18 protein-coding genes and 1 tRNA gene are annotated in these 18675 nt (G+C 66.6%); 3 read left to right on the top strand and 16 right to left on the bottom strand.

What is annotated here, in order from left to right; translation table 11 throughout:
• Nucleotides 1-21: 21 nt before the first annotated feature.
• Nucleotides 22-654 carry a hotdog fold thioesterase gene (locus FHX47_RS02060; RefSeq protein WP_183357216.1) on the top strand — a complete coding sequence of 211 codons (633 nt, stop codon included), beginning with the start codon at nt 22-24 and terminating at the stop codon, nt 652-654.
• A 114-nt stretch (nt 655-768) separates the two neighbouring features.
• On the opposite strand, the gene FHX47_RS02055 is transcribed toward FHX47_RS02060, so the two are convergent.
• Nucleotides 769-1914: a glycosyltransferase family 4 protein gene (locus FHX47_RS02055; protein ID WP_183357215.1), complete on the bottom strand. Its 1146-nt coding sequence runs from the start codon at nt 1912-1914 to the stop codon at nt 769-771.
• 70 nt (nt 1915-1984) lie between these two features.
• Nucleotides 1985-2058 (bottom strand) — tRNA-Gly (locus FHX47_RS02050).
• Between the two features lie 261 nt (nt 2059-2319).
• Here FHX47_RS02050 and FHX47_RS02045 point away from each other — a divergent pair.
• Nucleotides 2320-3501 (top strand): glycosyltransferase, encoded by a 1182-nt coding sequence (locus tag FHX47_RS02045; protein ID WP_183357214.1) that lies wholly within the window; start codon nt 2320-2322, stop codon nt 3499-3501.
• Here FHX47_RS02045 and FHX47_RS02040 read toward each other — a convergent pair.
• The 12 genes from FHX47_RS02040 to FHX47_RS01985 all read right to left on the bottom strand — a co-directional run bounded on the left by FHX47_RS02040 (nt 3455) and on the right by FHX47_RS01985 (nt 15056).
• Nucleotides 3455-4417, bottom strand: coding sequence for a glycosyltransferase family 2 protein (locus tag FHX47_RS02040; RefSeq protein WP_183357213.1), 963 nt, complete (start codon nt 4415-4417; stop codon nt 3455-3457). The genes FHX47_RS02045 and FHX47_RS02040 overlap by 47 nt on opposite strands.
• Entirely contained in the window at nt 4407-5567 is a 1161-nt protein-coding gene (locus FHX47_RS10775) for an LCP family glycopolymer transferase (protein WP_183357212.1), read from the bottom strand. The genes FHX47_RS02040 and FHX47_RS10775 overlap by 11 nt, the downstream gene beginning before the upstream one ends.
• Before the next feature lie 10 nt (nt 5568-5577).
• Nucleotides 5578-6315: a ribonuclease III gene (rnc, locus tag FHX47_RS02030; protein WP_183357211.1), complete on the bottom strand. Its 738-nt coding sequence runs from the start codon at nt 6313-6315 to the stop codon at nt 5578-5580.
• Nucleotides 6316-6341: 26 nt separating this feature from the next.
• Nucleotides 6342-6545: a 50S ribosomal protein L32 gene (gene rpmF / locus FHX47_RS02025; RefSeq protein ID WP_183357210.1), complete on the bottom strand. Its 204-nt coding sequence runs from the start codon at nt 6543-6545 to the stop codon at nt 6342-6344.
• A 49-nt stretch (nt 6546-6594) separates the two neighbouring features.
• Complete coding sequence (locus FHX47_RS02020; protein WP_343064311.1) at nt 6595-7188, bottom strand: YceD family protein; 594 nt, start codon at nt 7186-7188, stop codon at nt 6595-6597.
• Between the two features lie 60 nt (nt 7189-7248).
• On the bottom strand, nt 7249-8172 hold the full coding sequence (gene galU, locus FHX47_RS02015) for a UTP--glucose-1-phosphate uridylyltransferase GalU (RefSeq protein ID WP_183357209.1): 924 nt from the start codon (nt 8170-8172) through the stop codon (nt 7249-7251).
• Between the two features lie 19 nt (nt 8173-8191).
• Entirely contained in the window at nt 8192-8677 is a 486-nt protein-coding gene (coaD, locus tag FHX47_RS02010; RefSeq protein ID WP_183357208.1) for a pantetheine-phosphate adenylyltransferase, read from the bottom strand.
• 4 nt (nt 8678-8681) lie between these two features.
• Complete coding sequence (locus tag FHX47_RS02005; protein WP_183357207.1) at nt 8682-9908, bottom strand: glycosyltransferase; 1227 nt, start codon at nt 9906-9908, stop codon at nt 8682-8684.
• Between the two features lie 27 nt (nt 9909-9935).
• On the bottom strand, nt 9936-10499 hold the full coding sequence (gene rsmD, locus FHX47_RS02000; RefSeq protein WP_183357206.1) for a 16S rRNA (guanine(966)-N(2))-methyltransferase RsmD: 564 nt from the start codon (nt 10497-10499) through the stop codon (nt 9936-9938).
• A gap of 43 nt (nt 10500-10542) precedes the next feature.
• On the bottom strand, nt 10543-12900 hold the full coding sequence (locus FHX47_RS01995; RefSeq protein WP_183357205.1) for an ATP-dependent DNA helicase RecG: 2358 nt from the start codon (nt 12898-12900) through the stop codon (nt 10543-10545).
• Between the two features lie 12 nt (nt 12901-12912).
• Nucleotides 12913-13896, bottom strand: a complete 984-nt coding sequence (locus FHX47_RS01990; protein ID WP_343064310.1) for a DAK2 domain-containing protein — start codon at nt 13894-13896, stop codon at nt 12913-12915.
• A gap of 71 nt (nt 13897-13967) precedes the next feature.
• Nucleotides 13968-15056, bottom strand: a complete 1089-nt coding sequence (locus FHX47_RS01985) for an LCP family protein (RefSeq protein ID WP_183357203.1) — start codon at nt 15054-15056, stop codon at nt 13968-13970.
• A gap of 71 nt (nt 15057-15127) precedes the next feature.
• Here FHX47_RS01985 and FHX47_RS01980 point away from each other — a divergent pair, with 71 nt between their 5' ends.
• Nucleotides 15128-15640: a DUF3515 family protein gene (locus tag FHX47_RS01980; RefSeq protein ID WP_343064266.1), complete on the top strand. Its 513-nt coding sequence runs from the start codon at nt 15128-15130 to the stop codon at nt 15638-15640.
• 30 nt (nt 15641-15670) lie between these two features.
• Here FHX47_RS01980 and FHX47_RS01975 read toward each other — a convergent pair whose 3' ends face one another.
• Both FHX47_RS01975 and FHX47_RS01970 read right to left on the bottom strand, forming a co-directional pair.
• Nucleotides 15671-16612 carry a tetratricopeptide repeat protein gene (locus FHX47_RS01975; RefSeq protein WP_183357202.1) on the bottom strand — a complete coding sequence of 314 codons (942 nt, stop codon included), beginning with the start codon at nt 16610-16612 and terminating at the stop codon, nt 15671-15673.
• Nucleotides 16612-18558 (bottom strand): hypothetical protein, encoded by a 1947-nt coding sequence (locus FHX47_RS01970; protein ID WP_183357201.1) that lies wholly within the window; start codon nt 18556-18558, stop codon nt 16612-16614. Before FHX47_RS01970 ends, FHX47_RS01975 begins: the two co-directional genes overlap by 1 nt.
• Between the last annotated feature and the right edge of the window lie 117 nt (nt 18559-18675).

Here is an 18675-nt window from a genome sequence, read left to right as displayed (position 1 = left end):
ACCATGGATAAGCTGTTGCGCATGAGCAACGACGCCGCCCTCGCCGCCACCGATGACACTGCCCGACCCGATGACACCGGCCCATCCGATCACACTGGCCGGACCGACGACGCCGACCGGACTGAAGGTGCTGCCCGAGCCGATGAGCCCTCCCCTCCCCTGGGCCCGGTGGGGGTGCCCAGCCCGCTTCCCGATGAGCACCAGCGCCAGGCACGCATGGCCGCCATGGGAGTGCCCGAAGAGTACTGGGACTGGATGGGGCCTCATGGTGTGCCGCCCATGGGGGTGCGACTGGGCCTCAGGTTCCAGCGGATGAGTCCGGAGAAGCTGGTCGCCACGATGCCGGTGGGCGGCAATGAGCAGAACGTGGGTCTCTTCCACGGCGGCGCGCATATGGTGCTGGCCGAGACTCTGGGCTCCTTCGCCGCGATCCTTCACACCCGGGTGAACCTGGGGGTGGAACGCATGGTGGTGGGCACGGAGCTGGGCGCCACCCACCACCGATCGGCCACCCAGGGGTTGGTCTGGGCGACCTGCACGCCGCTCAACCTGGGCAGGCAGCTGGCAGTCCACGAGATCGTGATGCACGACGACGAGGGGCGCCGGCTCTCCACCGCCCGCATGACGAACATGATTCTGGCCCCGCGGGACTGACCGTTTCCGCCCCTGCCGACGTCGGCCCCTCCCTTGCCGGCGTTGAGTGTGTCGGAACCTGCAGAATACGGCGGAGACGCTGGCTATTCGCGAAGTTCCGACACACTCAACGCGTCAGTCAGCGAGGAAGTGGTGCAGGGCCGCTTCGATGGCTGCGGCGTGGCGCTCGGCGGTATAGCGCCGACGCACCAGGTCAAGACCTGCCTGGCCCATGTGTTCGATCTGCTGCGGGGCATCCAGCGTCTCCAGCAGCACAGCCCGCAGGCTCGCAGCGCTTCCGACCTGGTAGTAGCGACCGGTCTGGCCCTCGATGACCGCCTCCACCTCGGGGCTGGAGTCACGGTGACCCGCCTCGGCCACCACCGGCACGCCGAATCCCAGCGCCTGGATGACGTTGAGCCCGGCTCCGCCGATCGACAGTGCCAGATCGGCTCCGGCATAGAGCTCCTTCAGCACGGCCAGGTCATAGACGGCGCCCAAAAACTGCGCATCAACACCCGAATCGGCGAAGACGCGTTCCAACCGGGCACGCTCGGCACCGTCGCCGACGATCATCACCCGGGGGCGCATGTGCTGCTGGGGCCAGTCGCGCAGGGCCTCGGCGAGGGTGTCGAGCCGGTGGCGGGTGGTCAGCCGCGAGGAGTAGACCAGCGTGGGCCGCTCATCAGTAGCCTGGTCGTCAGGATCCCGGCCCTCAAGATCCTGGGCCTGCAGCGGCTGCTCGGGCAGCTGCTCTTCTGAGTAGAGGCTGTTATAGACCACCTGAATCTTCGACTCCGCGACGCCGTAGGAGACGCCCAACTCCTTGGCCTTTTCGCCGTAGACCATCACCCCGTCCACCAGGTGGTAGAAGGGCAGTCGCAGACGCCGCTTCAGTCCATCCTCAGGGCGCTTCCACCCGTGGCCCCACAGCAGCACCCGACGACCACGGATCCGGCCGGCGGCCGCCGCCACCCAGGTGGAGACCGTGTGAATCCGGCCCTCCAGCACAAAAGCGTCGAAGCCACCGCGCCAGACGGCGGCCACCTGGCCCTTCTCCCACCACAGCCCACCGGCGGAGAGCGTCTCCAGGGGCTGAACTGCCCGCAGTGTCTCCTCCGAGGCGGAACGGATGCGCTCAGCCTCGGTGGACTCAGCGTTCTTGAAGCGTCCCACCAGCTTCAGGGCGAAGGACGACGTCTGCTGCAGCCGACGCACCAGCGGCTCGCGGTAGTGCGAAACCGTGGGTTGGATCTGCAGCCGTATGCGGGGGGCGCTCATTCCTTCAGCCTAGTTTCTCGGCGGTGAAAAGCCCGCCAGGCCAGCGGCGTGACGGGCGGTGATGAGACGATGGAGGGGATGACGGGAATCGAACCCGCGTAGCCAGCTTGGAAGGCTGGGGCTTTACCATTAAGCTACATCCCCGCTCGCTGAAGAGCGCTCAGCTACCTTACCAAGCACCGGGGTCAGGGCAAAACTGCCGGGGCTCTGCCGCACCGCGGCCCTGCGACATGCGGCCGCTGTGCGCAACATCGAGTGGGCGATCCTGCGGGCAGGTGCGGACATCCCCGGCTGTGTTGCGCTGGGGGCCGTGTGCAGCCACGCCGCGCAACATCGATCGGGATCTCAGGTGCGCAGTGAGCAGCGCGGCGCGGCGGGATGACCGCACACCGGTAGAGTCGAGGCGTGGGAACTTCTGCCGACCTCAACAATCACCTGGCCACCGTTCAGGCTCAGGCGCGCCGGACCGCTTCCGAGCAGAATCTGCAGCTGGCGGTCATCGTTGCGGTCTTCAACAACGGTGAGCACCTGCGCACCACCGCCTTCCCCTCCCTGGTGGCCTCGGCACACTTCCACAGGATGCACGTGCTGCTGATCGACGACGGCTCTACCTACCAGCACACTCTCGACGCCGTGGCTGAACTGGCCGCCGGCCACCCCAACGTCACCGCGTTCTACCGCCCCACCGGCGGCTCCGGCTCAGCCTCACTGGCGCGCAACGCCGGCCTCGCCCTGGCGTTCACCGACTATGTGGGCTATCTAGACCCCGACGACGAGCTGCTGGAGGGGCACTGGGCGCTGGTGGAGGCCCTGGAGGAGCATCAGGACGCCGAACTTGCGATCGGCAATCAGGTCCGGGTCTTCAACGAGGAGGCCCAGCCGGTGAACAACCTTCGCCACTACCTGCACCGTCAGGTGCGCCCGGGGGTCGCCGCCGCCGGTCCGGAGGTGCTGGCGGAGGCGGAGTTCCGCACCACCAATCTGAGCTCGTGGGTGGCCCGCACCCAGTGGCTGAAGTCCACCGGGCTGGAACAGGTTGCCGGTGCGGCTGGGCAGGATTCGCTGTTCTTCATGCAGGTCTTCGCCGCCGCCTCACGCTTCGCCGCTGTGCAGCAGCCGACCTACCGGTATCACATGCAGGTCTCCGGCTCGATGGTCAACACCATCACCACCGGCTATTTCCGCAAGGCGCTGCTGCGCGAGCGTGCCCAGCGGGACTGGCTGGAGGAGGTGGGGCTGTTGGAGGTGTTCCGTCAGCACCGCTTTGAGCCCTTCTTCGTCACCTGGTACTTGGCGAAGTTTCAGGCGGTGCCGTGGCCGCAGCGCGAGGAGTCGGTGGCGCTGCTGACCGAGATCGCGGCCCTGTACGTCGGCGACCCCTCGACCCATCGGTGGCGGTTCCCGCAGACCATGCAGTTCTTCGGCAGGTGGTCCCTCCCCTCGGTGCAGGGGCTGCGCCCCTGGGCGGGGAGCCTGAAGCGCGCAGCGCAGAAGACCCGCGCCGGTGCTGCCGACCGGGCGTCGCGGGCAGCGCACCGGATCAGGCAGAACGCGCGTACTCGTGGCGGGAGCGACCCGTCAGACTGAGCAGCATGCCTGCTCCCTCACACAGGTAGTAGTCATCGGTGTATGTCACCGGCAGCCTGCGCAGCCGCTTTCCGGCTCGCCGCAGAGACCCATACCCGGCGCGCGCCAGGCCCTCGGCGACAATCTGAACGGTCACGGCCGCTGGACCCGCATGAGCCCGACGACGACGTTTCATCGCGCGCACCTGCCCCCCGCGCACCGCCCGACGACGCAGCCATTCGCGGCTGGCGCGGGCTGCCGGCACATCTTCGGTGACCACTGCCTCCGCGCACCACCAGTACTGCGCCCCGGCCATCATCATCCGCTCGAAGAGGTCGGAGTCTGATCCGCCGGTGAAGTTGAACCCCTCATCGAAGCGGAAGTCGGCAGCGGTGAACCAGTGGGCCCGCACCAGCGTGTTGTTGGTGGCCAGCCTGCGCGGGTGCGGTCCGGTGGAGAAGTCTGTGCGCCTCACGAACCCGTAGGCGGCCAGCCACTCGGGCTCACCGGCGGCGAAGACCGGCAGCACCGGTCCGGCTACCGCGTCTGCTCCCGAAGAGTTGGCGCAGTCCAGCAGGGCAGTGAACCAGTGCGGGTCCACTCGTTCGTCGTCGTCGATGAATATCACTGCGGCCGCATCCGCCGGCGCTGCGCGCACCGAGGCGTTGCGTGCTGTGGCGATCCCCGGGGTCGGTTCGTGGAGGTAGACGGCGTCGGGGTACTGCTGCTGGACCAGCGTCTGCGCGCGGGCCTCTTCGGAGTTGTCGACCACGATCACGTGGGGGTGGACAAGCGTGGAGCCGACGGGCATCTGCACCGCCCGCAGGGAGGTCAGCAGATCAGCCAGCAGGTCATTGCGATCATAGGTGCAGATCAGCACCCAGGTGTTCTGTGGGTTCAGGTTCTGCAGGCTCAGGTCCGGCTGCTCAGGGCTCATCAGTGGCTTCCTCGGCCGCATCGCCGGGGACTTCTTCGGTGACGCCGGCGTCCTCGTCGACCTCCTCGGTCTTCTCCAGGTAGTCGACGAAGCCGTCCATGTTCTCGTTCTGCAGGGAAAGCTGCAGCACCTGCATCAGGTCGTCGTCGGGCATAATCACCTGCGCCCCGCCGGTGGTGACGGTGTTCTCGCCGGTGGGCATGGTGAACATGTGGATATCGTCGGCGCGCAGGTTGCGCATATCCATGGCGTAGCCCACCAACGTGTCCGAATCCACCCCGGAGTCCATCTCCATGTGGGGCAGGATCGCTTCCAGCACATCGATGATCCGTTCGGGGTTGCCCAGCGTGTCCCCGGAGAGGAAGCGCTCAACAATGCTGCGCAGCATCAGCTGCTGGTTCTGGACTCGCACATGGTCGCCCTGGGGGAAGGATTTGCGTTCGCGCACGAACCGCAGCGCATCGGAGCCGTCGAGCCTGATATTGCCCTGCGGGTAGAACGCCGGGTTGCGCTGGCCGGCAGAGAAGGCGCGCGGGTTGTCCACATACACGCCGCTCAGTGCTGTGGTCAGATCGGAGAACCCTTCGAAATCGATGCTGACCACATGGTCAATATGGGTGTAGAGCATCTCTTCGACAGTGTCGACCACCAGCGAACGTCCTCCCGCGGCAAGTGCGGAATTGACCCGGCCCATTCCCTGTCCGGGCACCTCGACCCAGAGGTCACGCATGATCGACATGACATAGGCACCGGAGCGGTCCTCCGGGATGTGGAGCAGCATCAGCACATCCGAGCGCTCTCCGCCCTCACCGGTGCGGCTGCGGTACTCCTCCTCAGACTCACCGCGGCTGTCCGAGCCCATCAGCAGAATGTTGAGGGTGCCCTCCGACGTGCGGTAGGAGCTCTCGTCGTCGAGGTCATCAAGATCCTCGATCACGTTGCGGTTGTCTTCGAAGGCGCTCTGCAGCCGGCCGGCATAGAGGAGGGCGACGACGACCGCGGCGATCAGCAGAAGGGCGAGGACGGAGAGGACGATCGCTGTGACGCGCCTCCGGCGGCTCTTCGGCTTCTTTGTGGTCTCAGGATCCGGTTCAGCGCTTGCGACGCCGCCTTTGGCCCGGCGAGGACGGTGCGAATCAGGGGGGTGCACTGTCCTCCTCTCAGCTGGGCCCGAGGGTGTAGTGATCCAGCACGAGAGTCAGGATATCCGACTGACCTTCCCCGGCTGTGAGCTCCTCCACTGTGACTCGGGCCGCCTCCCGTTCGGCGTCCTTCTTTGATGAGCCGGTTCCGGAGCCGTAAGGGGTCTCAGCGATGGTGAGCACCGCGGAGAACGTCTTGCTGTGATCGGGGCCCGATTCGGTGATGGCATAGCTGATCTCACCCAGGGCTCGCGCCGCGGCGATCTCCTGGACGGTGGTCTTCCAGTCCTTGCCGACCGTCATCGCTTCCTTGTCGCTGAGCAGCGGGATCACCAGCCGAAGCACCAGCTGGCGTCCGGCTTCGATGCTCGTGCTCAGATAGGCGGCACCGATGAGGGCCTCCATCGTGTCGGCGAGGATGGAGTCCTTATCGGCGCCCTGGGTGCGCAGCTCCCCCTCACCGAGACGGATATGGGGGCCCACCCCTAGGCCGCGGGCGATGCGGGCCAGTGCTCGGGTGGAGACCAACGCGGCGCGCAGCTTGGCGAGGTCGCCCTCGGGCAACTCGGCGAAGGTGCGGTAGAGGTAGTCGGTGACCGCGAAGCCGAGCACTGAATCGCCGAGGAACTCAAGTCGCTCGTTGGTGGGGATCCCGTGATTCTCGTAGGCGTAGGAGCGGTGCGTCAGGGCAAGACGAAGAGTCTCGGGGGCGATATGCACCCCGAGACTCTTCAGTAGCTCGTCTGAGTCTGCCAATCCCTTATCCTGCGGGACGTGACGGCTCAGGCGTCTGCGACTTTGCGGCCCTTGTACTCGTAGAACAGCGGCGTGTCGGCAGAGTCAGTGACCAGCTTTGCCTGGTGCGGACGACTGTAGACGACACGGCCGTTCTCCACGCTCTTGACCAGCGTGGGCGCCTCGGCCTTCCACTGGGAGCGCCGGTGACGGGTGTTTGCACGGGACTTTTTCCGCTTTGGAACAGCCACGGTGTCTCTCTTCTCTCTCGTTGACGGTCAGTGTCTGGGGTCTAGTCTCTCACGGGGACGGCGATTTTCTGCCCTCTTCGGGCAGGTCGCCGTCGTCTTGGGCGTTGTTCAGCTCTGCTGCCAGGCCGGACAGTGCCGCCCATCGGGGGTCAAGCTGCTCGTGAGCATGCTCCGGGTCGTCCTCCATGCGGAATCCGCACTGGGAGCACAGCCCGGGGCAGTTCTCGCGGCAGACCGGCTGGAACGGCAGCGCCGATACCATCAGGTCCCGAAGCACCGGTTCGACATCCACAGTGAGGTCATCGGAGACGACACTGGTGTCATCGCCCTCGTCCTCACCGGGATTCGCGTCCCAGGTGAACAGCTGCATCACGTCCACTGTCAGCGGGTAGCTGAGCGGATCGAGGCAGCGTCCACACTCTCCGACGACCTCCGCAGAGGCGGTCCCGGAAAGCAGCACACCCTCATGCACGGATTCCAGGCGCAGATCCAGATCCAGGTCGCTGGCTTCTGGAACGCCGACCAGCACAGTGGCGAAGTCCGCCGGGGCCGGGACCGTGCGCGAGAGTGTGTCCTGAGCTCCGGGTTTGCCCTTAAGCTCCTTGACGTCCACCTGCAGCAGAGTCTTCTGCTGTGGATGTATCACAGCGCAACAGTCTACAGACCATCACGCCAATGGCCTAACTGTCTGCGCTGCAGACGCTCAGAGACCGGCGGAGAATTCCTTCAGCCAGCTGCGCAGGCCGGGGCCGAGATCCTCACGGTCCACCGCAAGAGTCACCACAGCCTTGATGTAGCTGAGTTTGTCCCCGGTGTCGTAGCGGCGACCGCGGAAGATCACCGCGTGCACTCCCCCGCCCTCCTGGGCGGGCTTTGCCGCCATGGCCTGCAGCGCATCAGTCAGCTGGATCTCGCCACCGCGGCCCGGAGGGGTCTGCTCCAGCTGGGCGAAGATGGCCGGATGCAGGATATAGCGGCCGATGATCGCTAAGTTGCTGGGCGCCTCCTCCACCGGTGGCTTCTCCACCAGCCGGGAGACCGGAACCACGCTGACCGGCTCACCGTTTCCATCGGTCTGCAGGTGTGTGCCCGCAGCGTCGACGACGCCGTAGGCGGAGACTTCGTCCTGGGGGACCTCCATGACGGCGATGACTGAGCCGCCCAGCTCCTGCTGGGTCTCCATCATCAGGGTCAGCAGCTCGTCGCGGGGGTCGATCAGGTCATCGCCGAGCAGCACGGCGAAGGGCTCATGGCCGACGTGGTACTTGCCGCAGAGCACGGCATGGCCCAGGCCCTTGGCCTCGCCCTGGCGCACGTAGTGGGTCCCCTCCACCCGGGTGGCCCCTCGAACTTTGTCGAGCTTCTCGGTGTCACCCTTGGCCTCCAGGGTGGCCTCGAGGTAGGGGGCCCGGTCGAAGTGGTCCTCCATGGACCGCTTGTTCTTGCCGGTGACCATGAGGATGTCCTCCAGCCCGGCCTTCGTCGCCTCGGAGACGACGTACTGGATGGCCGGCTCGTCCACCACCGGAAGCATCTCCTTGGGCATGGCTTTGGTCGCCGGCAGGAAGCGGGTTCCCAGCCCAGCGGCAGGAATCACTGCTTTGCGGATCGGCGTCCCTTGGCTCATAGGCTCCCCTTCATAGTAGTTACTGCGAGTGTCTGTGTTCGGTCAGGCGCCGGTGCACCGAGTGCGGCACGAATTCGCTGACGTCTCCGCCCAGCGAATGAACCTCTTTGACCAGTGTCGATGAGAGGTGGGAGTGGCGGCCGTCGGCGGTGAGGAAGACGGTCTCCACACCTGCAAGGTGTCGGTTCATGGTGGACATCGAGACCTCGTAGGGCACGTCATGGGCACCGCGCAGCCCCTTCAGCACCGCTGAGGCGCCGACCTCCTTGCAGAAGTCGGTCAGCAGCCGGCCGGTGTCCAGCGGCTTGACACTCACCCCGCGCAGGTAGGAGAAGGTCTCCCGCGCCATGGCCATGCGCTCCTCCAGCGGGAACAGCGGAGTCTTATGCATGTTGGCGGAGACGGCGACGACGACCTCGTCGAAGAGGTTGGCCGCTCGCGCAATGACCTCCACGTGGCCATTGTGCAGAGGGTCATAGGATCCAGGGCACACTGCAAGCTGCATAGGTTCAGCCTACAGGCTCAGAGCGCGCCGACGGCGAAGCTGCCGAGGCGGGCACCACCGACTCCAGCACCCTCAGAAGGCGCCGAAAGAGCAGGTCCCGGTCGAAGGCCGTCTCGGCGAGGTCCAGCGCGGCAGCCGAGGCCTTGTGCCAGTCGATCTCTCCGGAGTCGATCTTGGAGATCAGCTGGCCGGCGGCCTCCTCCGGGCTGCGGGAGAGCTGCCAGCCGGCCCCGTGCTCGGCGAGCATCTCGGGAAGCCAGCCTGCGTGATTGAAGAGCACCGGGCGCGCGGCCGCCAGCGCGTCGAAGACTTTGTTGAGGGAGTTGATCTCCAGGGCCGGGCTGTCCACCAGGGTCGACACCGCGAAGTCCGCGGCCGGAAGCATGCGTTCGATCTGGGTGCGCGGGATCTTGCCGGGCAGCACCTGCTGGGGGGCGAGCCCATACCGGACGGCGATGCGGCGGCACTTCTGCGAGTCGGAGCCCTCGCCGAAGGCGACGACGCGGACCTTCTGGCCGCGGTTCTTCAGCTGACCGGCCAGGTGGATGAGCCACGGGAGGTCGTAGGTCACTCCGAAGCTTCCGGCGTAGAAGAGCACCGTCTCCTCGGGGGCCCAGCCCAGCTCCGCACGGATCTCACTGCGCTGGCGCCGGCCGGCGGCGAAGTTCTCCACATCGGAGGCGTTGGGGACCACGGTGGTCCGCGCCTGCGGCCGCACCCGCCGGATCCCGGCCTCCATCCCCGGAGAGAGCGCAATGATGTGGTCTGCTGAGCGGTAGGCAAGCTTCTCCAGCTGCTCGGCGACGCGGATCGTCAGCGGGTTCTTCAAAAAGCCCAGCGCCACCGGCGCCTCAGGCCACAGGTCCCGGACTTCGAAGACGAAGGGGACCCGACGAAGCCTGGAGGCGATCATGCCCGGCACCGCAGTGGTCAGCGGAGTCGAGGAGGCGAAGACGACGTCGGCCCGCACCCGGGCGGCGTGATAGCAGGCCTGGGTCATGAAGGAGATGAAGGACCGCACTCGCTGCTGGAAGATCATCGAATTCTCGTACGGTGCGGCGAGCCGGCGAATCGTCACGCCTTCCAGCTCCTGATGCATCTTCTCGCGGCCACCACAGATCACGGTCACCTCGTGGCCGGCGCGCGCCAGCCGGCGCGCGAACTGCCAGGGCCGCTGCCAGCCGGACTCCCAGGGGAAGTTGAAGTGCTGGTGGATGTAGACGATACGCACCCGCCCAGTCTACGATGACCCGGCCCCTCAGCCGTACTCCTGCCTCGCCGGCTCGGCCAACCAGATCTGCGTGGAACCGTAGGTCTTCTGGTGGAAGCACCGCAGAGTCGGCGGCCACGCCGGCTCGGTCGCCCGCGCGTCGCGTTCGACCACCACGGTGGCGGCTTCGTGCAGCTGCTCACCGGCGGCAGCCAGCAGCGTGGCCAGCTCCGCCTCGGAGAACTGGTAGGGCGGGTCGAGGAACAGCAGTTCGATCGGCTCGCCCTGCCGCGCATTCAGATGCTTCAGGGCCGTATTCTTGCTCACCCGCACCGCCGGGCCGAAGGCGGCGGCGTTCTTCGTCAGAGTTTTGAAGGCGGCCTCGGCGCGGTCCACCGCCTCCAGGGTGCGCGCCCCACGGCTGAGCGCCTCCAGCCCCAGCGCCCCGGATCCGGCGAACAGGTCGACGACGACGGCGTCCTGGATCGCGTCATATCCCTCCAGCCGGGAGAACAGCGACTCCTTCACCCGGTCGCTGGTGGGCCGGGTGCCGTTGGAGGGCACCGGCGCAAGCCGGCGGCCCTTGTGCTCACCGGCGATGATGCGTGCCATCGTGATCTCCCTTCCTCGGGTTGCGGCTGACGCTGAGGTCAGGCTAACTCTGGTGCACGTAGTCCTCTGCGCGCTCGTGCTGCAGCCGCCAGTCTTCCACCGCTCGCCACAGCGACGGCGAGGACCGCCATTCAGGGTCTTCGACGCTGAGCTGGCGAATGTGCGTCGCGGCCGCGTCGATCAGTTCGGCGTCGGTGACGATGCGCAGCCGTTTGAGCGTGGAGACGCCGCCGGACTGGGAGACGCCGAGCACATCGCCTTCCCGACGGCGCTGCAGGTCCAGCATCGCCAGCGCCATGCCGTCGGTGTGTTCGGCCACCTCCTGCAGGCGCTGAACGGAGGGGTGTTCGGTGGGCATCCGCGTCACCAGCAGGCACTGATTGTTCTGCGTCTGCCCGCGGCCGATCCGCCCGCGCAGCTGGTGCAGGGTGGAGACGCCGAAAGCATCGGCGTCGAGGATGACCATCAGGGTGGCCTCGGGAACGTCCACGCCGACTTCGATGACTGTGGTGGCGATGAGCACCTGCAGCCGACCTGATTCGAACTGGCCCATCACCTCAGCAGACTCGGCAGCGGGCAGCTGGCCGTGCAGCGTGCCGCTGCGCAGGCCTCGCAGGTTCGGGTGTGCGGCGAACCGCTGCTCGACGACGTCGACCGAGGCGTCCTTGCTGATGTGTTCGAGGGCCTGACTGCGGGAGAAGTCGATGTGGATCACGGTGCCGTCGGGCCGTGCAGTGGGGAAGCTGACGTGCTCGTCGTCCTTCTCCATGCCGAACCGGTGCAGCAGCTGACGGTCGAGCTGCTCCTGGGTGCGCTGACGGGCGCTGATCTTGGGGCAGACCACATACACCTGGTGGCCGGCTTGGGCCTCCTCGCCGATGCGTTCCCACACGCGCTCATCCCAGCGTGGGCCCAGCATAGTGGGCACCACATGGGTGTCGATGGGGCTGCGCCCGGAGGGCATTCCGGTCAGCACGGTCAGCTCCAGGTCCCCGAAGGCGGTCATGGCTACTGAGCGTGGGATCGGGGTCGCTGACATCACCAGCATGTGGGGGGTGGGGCTGTAGCGTTCACGCAGCGCATTGCGCTGGGCGACGCCGAAGCGGTGCTGCTCGTCGACCACCGCCAGGCCCAACTGGGCGAACTGCACCGTCTCCCCCAGCACCGAATGGGTTCCGATGACAATGTCTGCTGCCCCGGATGCGATGTCCAGCAGAGCTTCTCTGCGCTCTGCGGCGGCCTGTGACCCGGTGAGCATCACGATCTTCAGCGGCGGCGCCTGATCATCGGCCAGCAGCCCGGTGCGGGTCTCATCGGCCAGTCCGCCGAGCATGCGGCGCAGTGATCGCAGGTGCTGGCGGGCGAGCACCTCCGTGGGGGCGACCAGTGCCGCCTGTGCTCGGCTGTCGACGACCTGCAGCATGGCGCGCAGCGCCACCAGCGTCTTGCCGGAGCCGACCTCGCCCTGCAGCAGCCGGTTCATCGGGCTGGCGCGGGTGAGGTCGCTGCTGATCAGCTCTCCGCATTCGCGCTGGCCTTCGGTCAGCTCAAACGGAAGCTGCGCGTCGAACGCGGTCAGCCGTGCTCCGGCTGTGCCGGGGGCGGGTACGGCCTGCTGCTGACCGGCGAGCCGACGGCGGCGATCCATCAGCCCCTGAAGCAGCAGCGCCTCGGTGAACCGGAACCGGTGCCATCCCTGCGTGGGGGCCCCGGGACCGCTGGGCCGATGGACCATCTCATAGGCTCCGCGCAGATCCGGCAGCCGCTCGGCCTCGACGATGTGCTCCGGGATCGGGTCCAGCCACGTCGAGAAGTCGGTCTGATCCAGCACGACGTGCACTGCGCGCATAATTGCCAGGCTGGAGATCCCGGAGGTGGCCGGGTAGATCGGCAGCACCTCGCCGATGTCGGTGTGAAAGCTCTGACCGGCATGCCCCGGCTGTGCCTGCGGTCCGGCCAGCACGTCGAAGCTGGGGTTGGTCAGGGTCGGCCGGCTGCGGAAGATGCGGACCTTTCCCTGAAACATCGCCACAGTTGCGACCTTGAGCCTGCGCATGGCCTCAGCGCCGCCGAAGAACCCCAGCGTCAGCGTCTCGTCCTCATCCCCCTGCACGACGACGTCGACGACCCTGCGGGGGTTGGACCTGCGGGGGTTGGGCCTGCGGGGATCGGAGTGCAGCTTGCGCTCGCTCAGGCTGACCACCCGGGCAACGAACGTGGCGTAGTCCCCCTCTCGCAGCTGGGAGAACTTCGAGAGTTCGTTGTGCGGCATGTACTGCCGGGGGAAGTGGTCCAGCAGGTCAGCGACTGTGGTGTACCCGAAGCCCTTCTGCAGCTTCTGCGCGGTCTTCGGCTCCAGCAGCCGACTCAGGGGACTCGCCGCACGCACCGGCTCACTCATTGACGGGACCTCTCAGCTGACTTCCCTGGTGCCGCCGAGCGGTGTCAGCGTGCTGGACTCCAGCGGACCAGCATCGCGCACTGCGCTCAGCGTGGCCTCCGACTCCGTGGTGTGCACGTGGATTCGCCACCGGTAGGTGCCGTCCGCCGCTGCTTCGGCGGCCGGTCCGATGGGCGTGATGATGACCGATTCGCCCAGCTCGTCGAGCTGATGCCGCAGCGAGGCGGCGCCGAGCGGGTCCAGACGCACGGTGCACATCAGTTCCATCGCCTCCGGATCCGCCGCCGGTGCGCTGGTGCCGGCCCCCTCGGGGGCGGGGTCCCAGCCGGAGAGCCCGTCGGGGAGGCTGAGGTCCAGCTGTGAGCCGCTGACCGTGGCGCGCAGGGCGTCGAAGATCAGCAGCAGCCCGAGCCCTCCGGCGTCGACGACTTTGGCCTCGGTCAGCGGTGCCAGCTGCTTCTCCGTCTGCTCCAGGGCGTCCCGGGCAGTGGCCAGAAGGGGTCCCATCGCATCCTCCAGCGCCGCGCGCGAGTTCGGTTCGCCGGCTTGGGCGGCACCGTGTCTGGCCTGATCCCGGATGGCGTCCAGCACAGACAGCATTGTGCCCTCCACCGGTTGGGACAGGGCCGACCAGGCACGCAGGCTGGCCCGCTGCAGCCCTTGGCTCAGGCCGTCTACGGTGAGACGCTGGCGACCGTGCAGGGGCTCTGCGAAGCCGGAGATGAGCACAGCCAACAGGGTGCCCGAGTTGCCGCAGGCCTGACCCATGGCCTCCGCCCCGGCGACGGAGAGCAGCTCCCCGAGGTCCTCACTGGTGGCCTCATCGGCGGCGCGGCGGCAGGCTCGCACAGTGGTCAGCATGTTCGCCCCGGTGTCGGAGTCGGCCACCGGAAACACATTGAGCCGGTTGAGGCGCCCAGAGTGGGTCTGCAGCGCTTCCTCCGCCAGGGCGAACCACCGGCGGACAGCGGCGGTGCCCTTCACCTTGCCCTTCACAGACGTCAACCCCTCACGTCCTTGCTCTTGCCATGTCTGCTGGTGCTCTTATTCTCGCCCACGAGGGCCGCTCAGTCGCTGAGGTACTCGTCCAACCTATCCTCATCCAGCGCCTGGGAGATCTCCTCCATTGCCTGTTCGTCCTGGTAGAAGATCCACTGACCATCGTCACTGTAGCCGTTTCCGCCGGTGGGAAGAGTGGAGAACTGCATATTGTCCGCGGCCCCACGAGCGTCCCACGCCAGGGATGCGGCCCTTGAGGCGCTCAGATCCTCGTCGGTGATCAGGTGATCGGAGAAGGTGGAGACCATGTCGTTGACGCGCAGCGGGTTCGCCAGGGTGGCCGGCGAGGCGGCCTCGTCAACGACGGCCCGGATGAGGGCCTGCTGGTTGCGGATGCGCTGCAGGTCGCCGTCGGGGAAGCTGCTGCGGTGGCGCACGAAGCTCAGTGCCTCATCGGCATTCATCTCTTGGGAGCCGGGGTTGAACGTGTACCCGTCGTTGGTGGTGAAGGATTCGGGGTAGCTGGATTCTACGGTGACTCCTCCCAGAGCTTCCACCAGCCCGACGAAGCCCAGCAGGTCCACTGCCGTGATGTGATCGATCCGCACATCGAACAGCTGCTCGACAGTCGCCCGCGTCAGCCAGGGCCCTTGGTCCCCGCCCAGGCTCAGGCCGGCGTTGACCTTGTGCCACCCATAGCCGCCGGGGATCTCCACCCAGAGATCCCGCGGGATCGAGACCACCTGCACCGAGTCCTGGCCGGCGGGAATGTGAATGAACATCATCGTGTCGCTTCGCCCCCCGCCGGGTACCCGCGGCAGGTCCTCGTCCGCTCCGGATCCGCCGTTGGAGTCAGAGCCCAGCAGCAGAATATTCGTCGCGTCGGTCGCCTCGGGGCGGTCCTCGCCCAGCGGGTTCGTCGGGTCCTCTCCGGAACCATCCGAGTCTGCTTGGGGAAAATGTGTGACGTTGGAGCTGTAGGAGCGCTGCAGCACCAGAAGATAGGCGCCAGCGAGGATCAGGGCAATCAGCACCACAACTGCTGTGCCGCCGAGCACCCAGCGTCCGCGGCGCTTACGGGTGCGGCGGTCCTGATCCTCCGGGTCGTAGACAGAGTGAAGGGACGCACCCTGGTGGGAGGGGTCGCCTGCGGTCATCGGTCAGCTCCTCAGTAGCCTGCACGCGACGCTGATGGCGCGCAGAAGAAGTTTACTCCACAATATGTCACGTGACTGATTCCGCTTTCCGCACCCGGTCCGCCCGCCAGAGACTCGGCGCACTCAGTGGTGCCGGTGCGCTGCTGGCGCTGACCGCCTGCGCCCCTGTCGCCAGTGTGGAGCCGGGGCCCCAGGCCCAGGATCCAGCCTGTGCGGACGTGATGCTCACGCTTCCGGAGGAGATCGGCGACTATTCGCAGCGTCCGACCACCTCGCAGGCCACCTCCGTGTGGGGGGACCCTTCTGCTGTGGTGCTGCGCTGCGGGGTGGAGCCCATCGGGCCCACTGAGCACCCCTGTGTGGCACCGGCCGGCGTGGATTGGGTGTGGATTGATCATCAGGACCATGTGCAGCTGATCAGTTACGGCCGTGAGCCCAGTGTGGAGGTGCTGCTGGACGGCGATCAGCTCTCTGAGGACACCACCATGAACGCGCAGTTCGCACTGTCCGAGCCCGTGAGCCGCATAGAGCAGACCCGTCAGTGCACCGACCTGCTGGACTCGGGTCAGCCGGACGAGGGCTGAGCGGTTGGGATCAGAGCTGAGCCGGTGGGCTCAGAAGAGTGCGTTGGCCAGTTTGCGGCGCGAAGCCGCCACACGGGGGTCATGGTCCCCGACGATGCTGTACAGCTCCACCAGATGCTTGCGCGCCGTCTCCCGATCGTCTCCCGGGTGGCTCTGGATGAAGCGGACCAGTCGTGCGAAGGCGTCCTCGACATGGCCGCCGAAGACGTCGACGTCTGCCACCGCAGTCTGGGCTGCCACGTCGTCGGGGGCGTCTGCGGCACGCTGGCGCACGGCCGCGACATCCGCATCCTGGGTACGCCGGATCAGCTGCACCTGAGCGAGGCCCAGCTTGGCATCACTGTCTGCGGGATTCTCCTTCAGCGCCTCCTGGTAGGCAACGACGGCGCCGTCGTAGTCTCCCTCCTCCAAACAGTCCCGAGCTTTCTGGTGCAGCGGCGGGAGCTCTTCCTCCTGCTCTTCCTCAGACCCTTCCCTGGTGCCCTGGGCAGGCAGCGTGCCGGTGACCCCGTGCTGGGTTCCCAGCTGCAGGATCTGGGTCACCAGCTGCGGCAGCTGCTCGGCCGGCGCCTGGGAGTCGAATTCACCGATGGGCTTTCCGGAGAGGAACGCGGTGACCACGGGAAGTTGGCCGGCCTGTTCGGCGATCTCCGGTGAACTGGCGGCATCCAGTGTGGCCAGCAGAATCCGCCCGCCCTGAGCATCGACGGCATCGGAGAGCACGGTCCTGAACCGCTGGGAGGTTTCGTCGCCTCCGTGCATGAGCACCAGCGCGGGCGCCTGGGAGGAGAGCTGGACGATCTGTTGGAGCTGTTGGGGCTGGATCGCCACGACCCACGAGTCGCGGCCACCGGCTGGCTGTCCGACTTGGGGAGAGCTCTGCTGGGCTCCGCCCTGGTCGGCCAGGGAGGAGAGGTCGACCGCTCCCCGGCTGTTTACGGATGGCGCGTTGTCAGAAGGCTGTTCAGTCATCACTCATCATCGTACCCATCGAACCACTCCGGGGTCTCGATCGTTGCGTCAAGAATGATGTCATCCACCCCGAGCAGCACTGCGTCCTCCTCTGAGTCCGGGGCCGGCAGGTGAACCACCACCGACTCCAGTGTGGTGATTTCCGTGGGGAAGGTGGTCCAGTCGGTGCCCAGCATGTCGACGATGAGCTCGTCCTCCAAGAAGATGGTGTCGCCGTCCTCCAACGGTGCCATCTGCATCCTCATCTCGAAGGAGCCGGCCACCACAGTGGAGCCGTCTGGCAGCTGCAGCGCTGTGGTGCCTTCCCGGCCCTCTGGGTCCGGGAAGTTGAGCTCTGTGTCGTCGGCCGCTTCGGCAAGGTCCTGGTGGTACTGGTGCAGGCTGTCGATGTATGTGCTCTCAGCCACCCTGCTGCCGAAGTCGTGATCGGCGTCGGTGAAGTACTCCGCCATGCCGGAGAGGGCTTCCACCGGAGCGGTCCCGTCCACCTCTGCCTGGGGATCCACCATCTCGGTGCCTCCCTGCTCGGTGGAGAGTGAGGGGAACTCGGTGCCCGGGGCCATCATCGCAGTATGCACCAGCTGATAGTTCTCCCGGGCGCTCTGCTGCTGAAGAACCAGAACCTGCGGGACCTCGGTGTCAGGGTGTTCAGTGATCACCATGGCCTGGCGCGGAAATTCCTGGTTGCTGGAGACTGCGGCGGAGAGCACTTCGGTGCCCACCGGCGCTGGGGCATCGTCCTGGGCCGCGTCCTGGTTGCGGTAGGCCGTCTGCCGGGCCGTCAGAGCCGCGCCTGCCACGCGTTCCTCCAGCATCTCACTGTCCTGCTCAGCGTCGGCGGCTTCGACGACGTCAGAGATGTCAGTCAGGATGCGGTCCAGCTGAGAGCTCAGCAGCATCGAGTAACCCTCCGCAGACATCTCTTCGTCGACGTCGACGTCTTCATCCGTCTCGGTCTCCAGATCCTCTGCGTCGGGCTCCTCGGCCGGCTCTGACGGCTGCCCCGTCTCCTCTGACAGGCCCGTCTCTTCCGACTGATCTGTCTCTTCGGGCTGGTCTGTCTCCTCCGACTGGCCCGTCTCCTGCGGCTGATCCGTCGGCTCGTTCTCTGCGTGGGCCGGTCCGGCCAGTCCGAGGGCAGCTCCGGCTGCCAAGGCGATGCTGGTCAGCGCCGAGGTCAGTGACCGAGCACTTCTGGTGAAGTCGCTGCGTTGGGAATGCTCGGTGTCAGCGGCGTCGGCGTCCTTCGATGCGGGCGCGTCAGCTTCTGCCGGCGCCGCCTGCCCGTCGCCCGGCTGGTCATCCTCAGGCGTGTCCCCGTCCGAGTCGCGGGGCCTGCGGCGTGAGGTGCTCGCCCAGTAGAACAGGCCCAGGGATATCAGCAGCACCAGAGATCCTCCGATCACCAAAGCGATCCCACCAGCCTGGGACTGCGGCTGGACCTGCTCGATGGTGATCGCTGCCGGGGCCGGCTGTTCTCCGTCGCGGAAGATCAGCAGTGACCAGTCACCGGAATCATCCGGAGTGCTCCACCGGTAGAGCAGGTCGCCCTCGGCGGTCTCGGTGGCTGCCCACAGATCCGAACCGCTCGGGTTGGGAGCCTGGGTCTCGCCGTCGACGTACTCGGCATCAATGTGTCCGGCATCGTCACCCTCCGCCTCGGTGAGGCCGGTCACCCGATTGTGCGCGGCATCACCGATCCATGCCTCCACGTCAAAGGTCCGTCCCACAGCCAGGCTGTACTCGCCCTCGGCCTCGATGGTGAACTCCTCGAAACCCTCTTCAGCGTCGACCAGGTCGTCGGTGACCACGGTGAACGGGGCGTCCTCAGTTCCCTGAGTCTGGACAGTACGGGTCTCCTCGCTCTCGGCGCTGAGCTGGCCGATGCCCAGTCCCAGCAGGAGAAGACCGAGTAGAAGAGTGATGGCGGCGTAGATATAGCGCACGTGCGGGAATCCTTCGGAGGATGGCGACAGGTCGATGTTCAGCGCCCTATCATATCGAAGATAACGATCTGATCACAATTCAGGTTTCGTCCAGGCACAATCCTTCCCCTCACGGCT

Origin of the sequence: Garicola koreensis (assembly GCF_014195445.1) — a bacterium.
Taxonomy (GTDB): Bacteria; Actinomycetota; Actinomycetes; order Actinomycetales; family Micrococcaceae; genus Nesterenkonia; species Nesterenkonia koreensis.
This window is presented reverse-complemented; position numbering and strand designations above follow the sequence as displayed.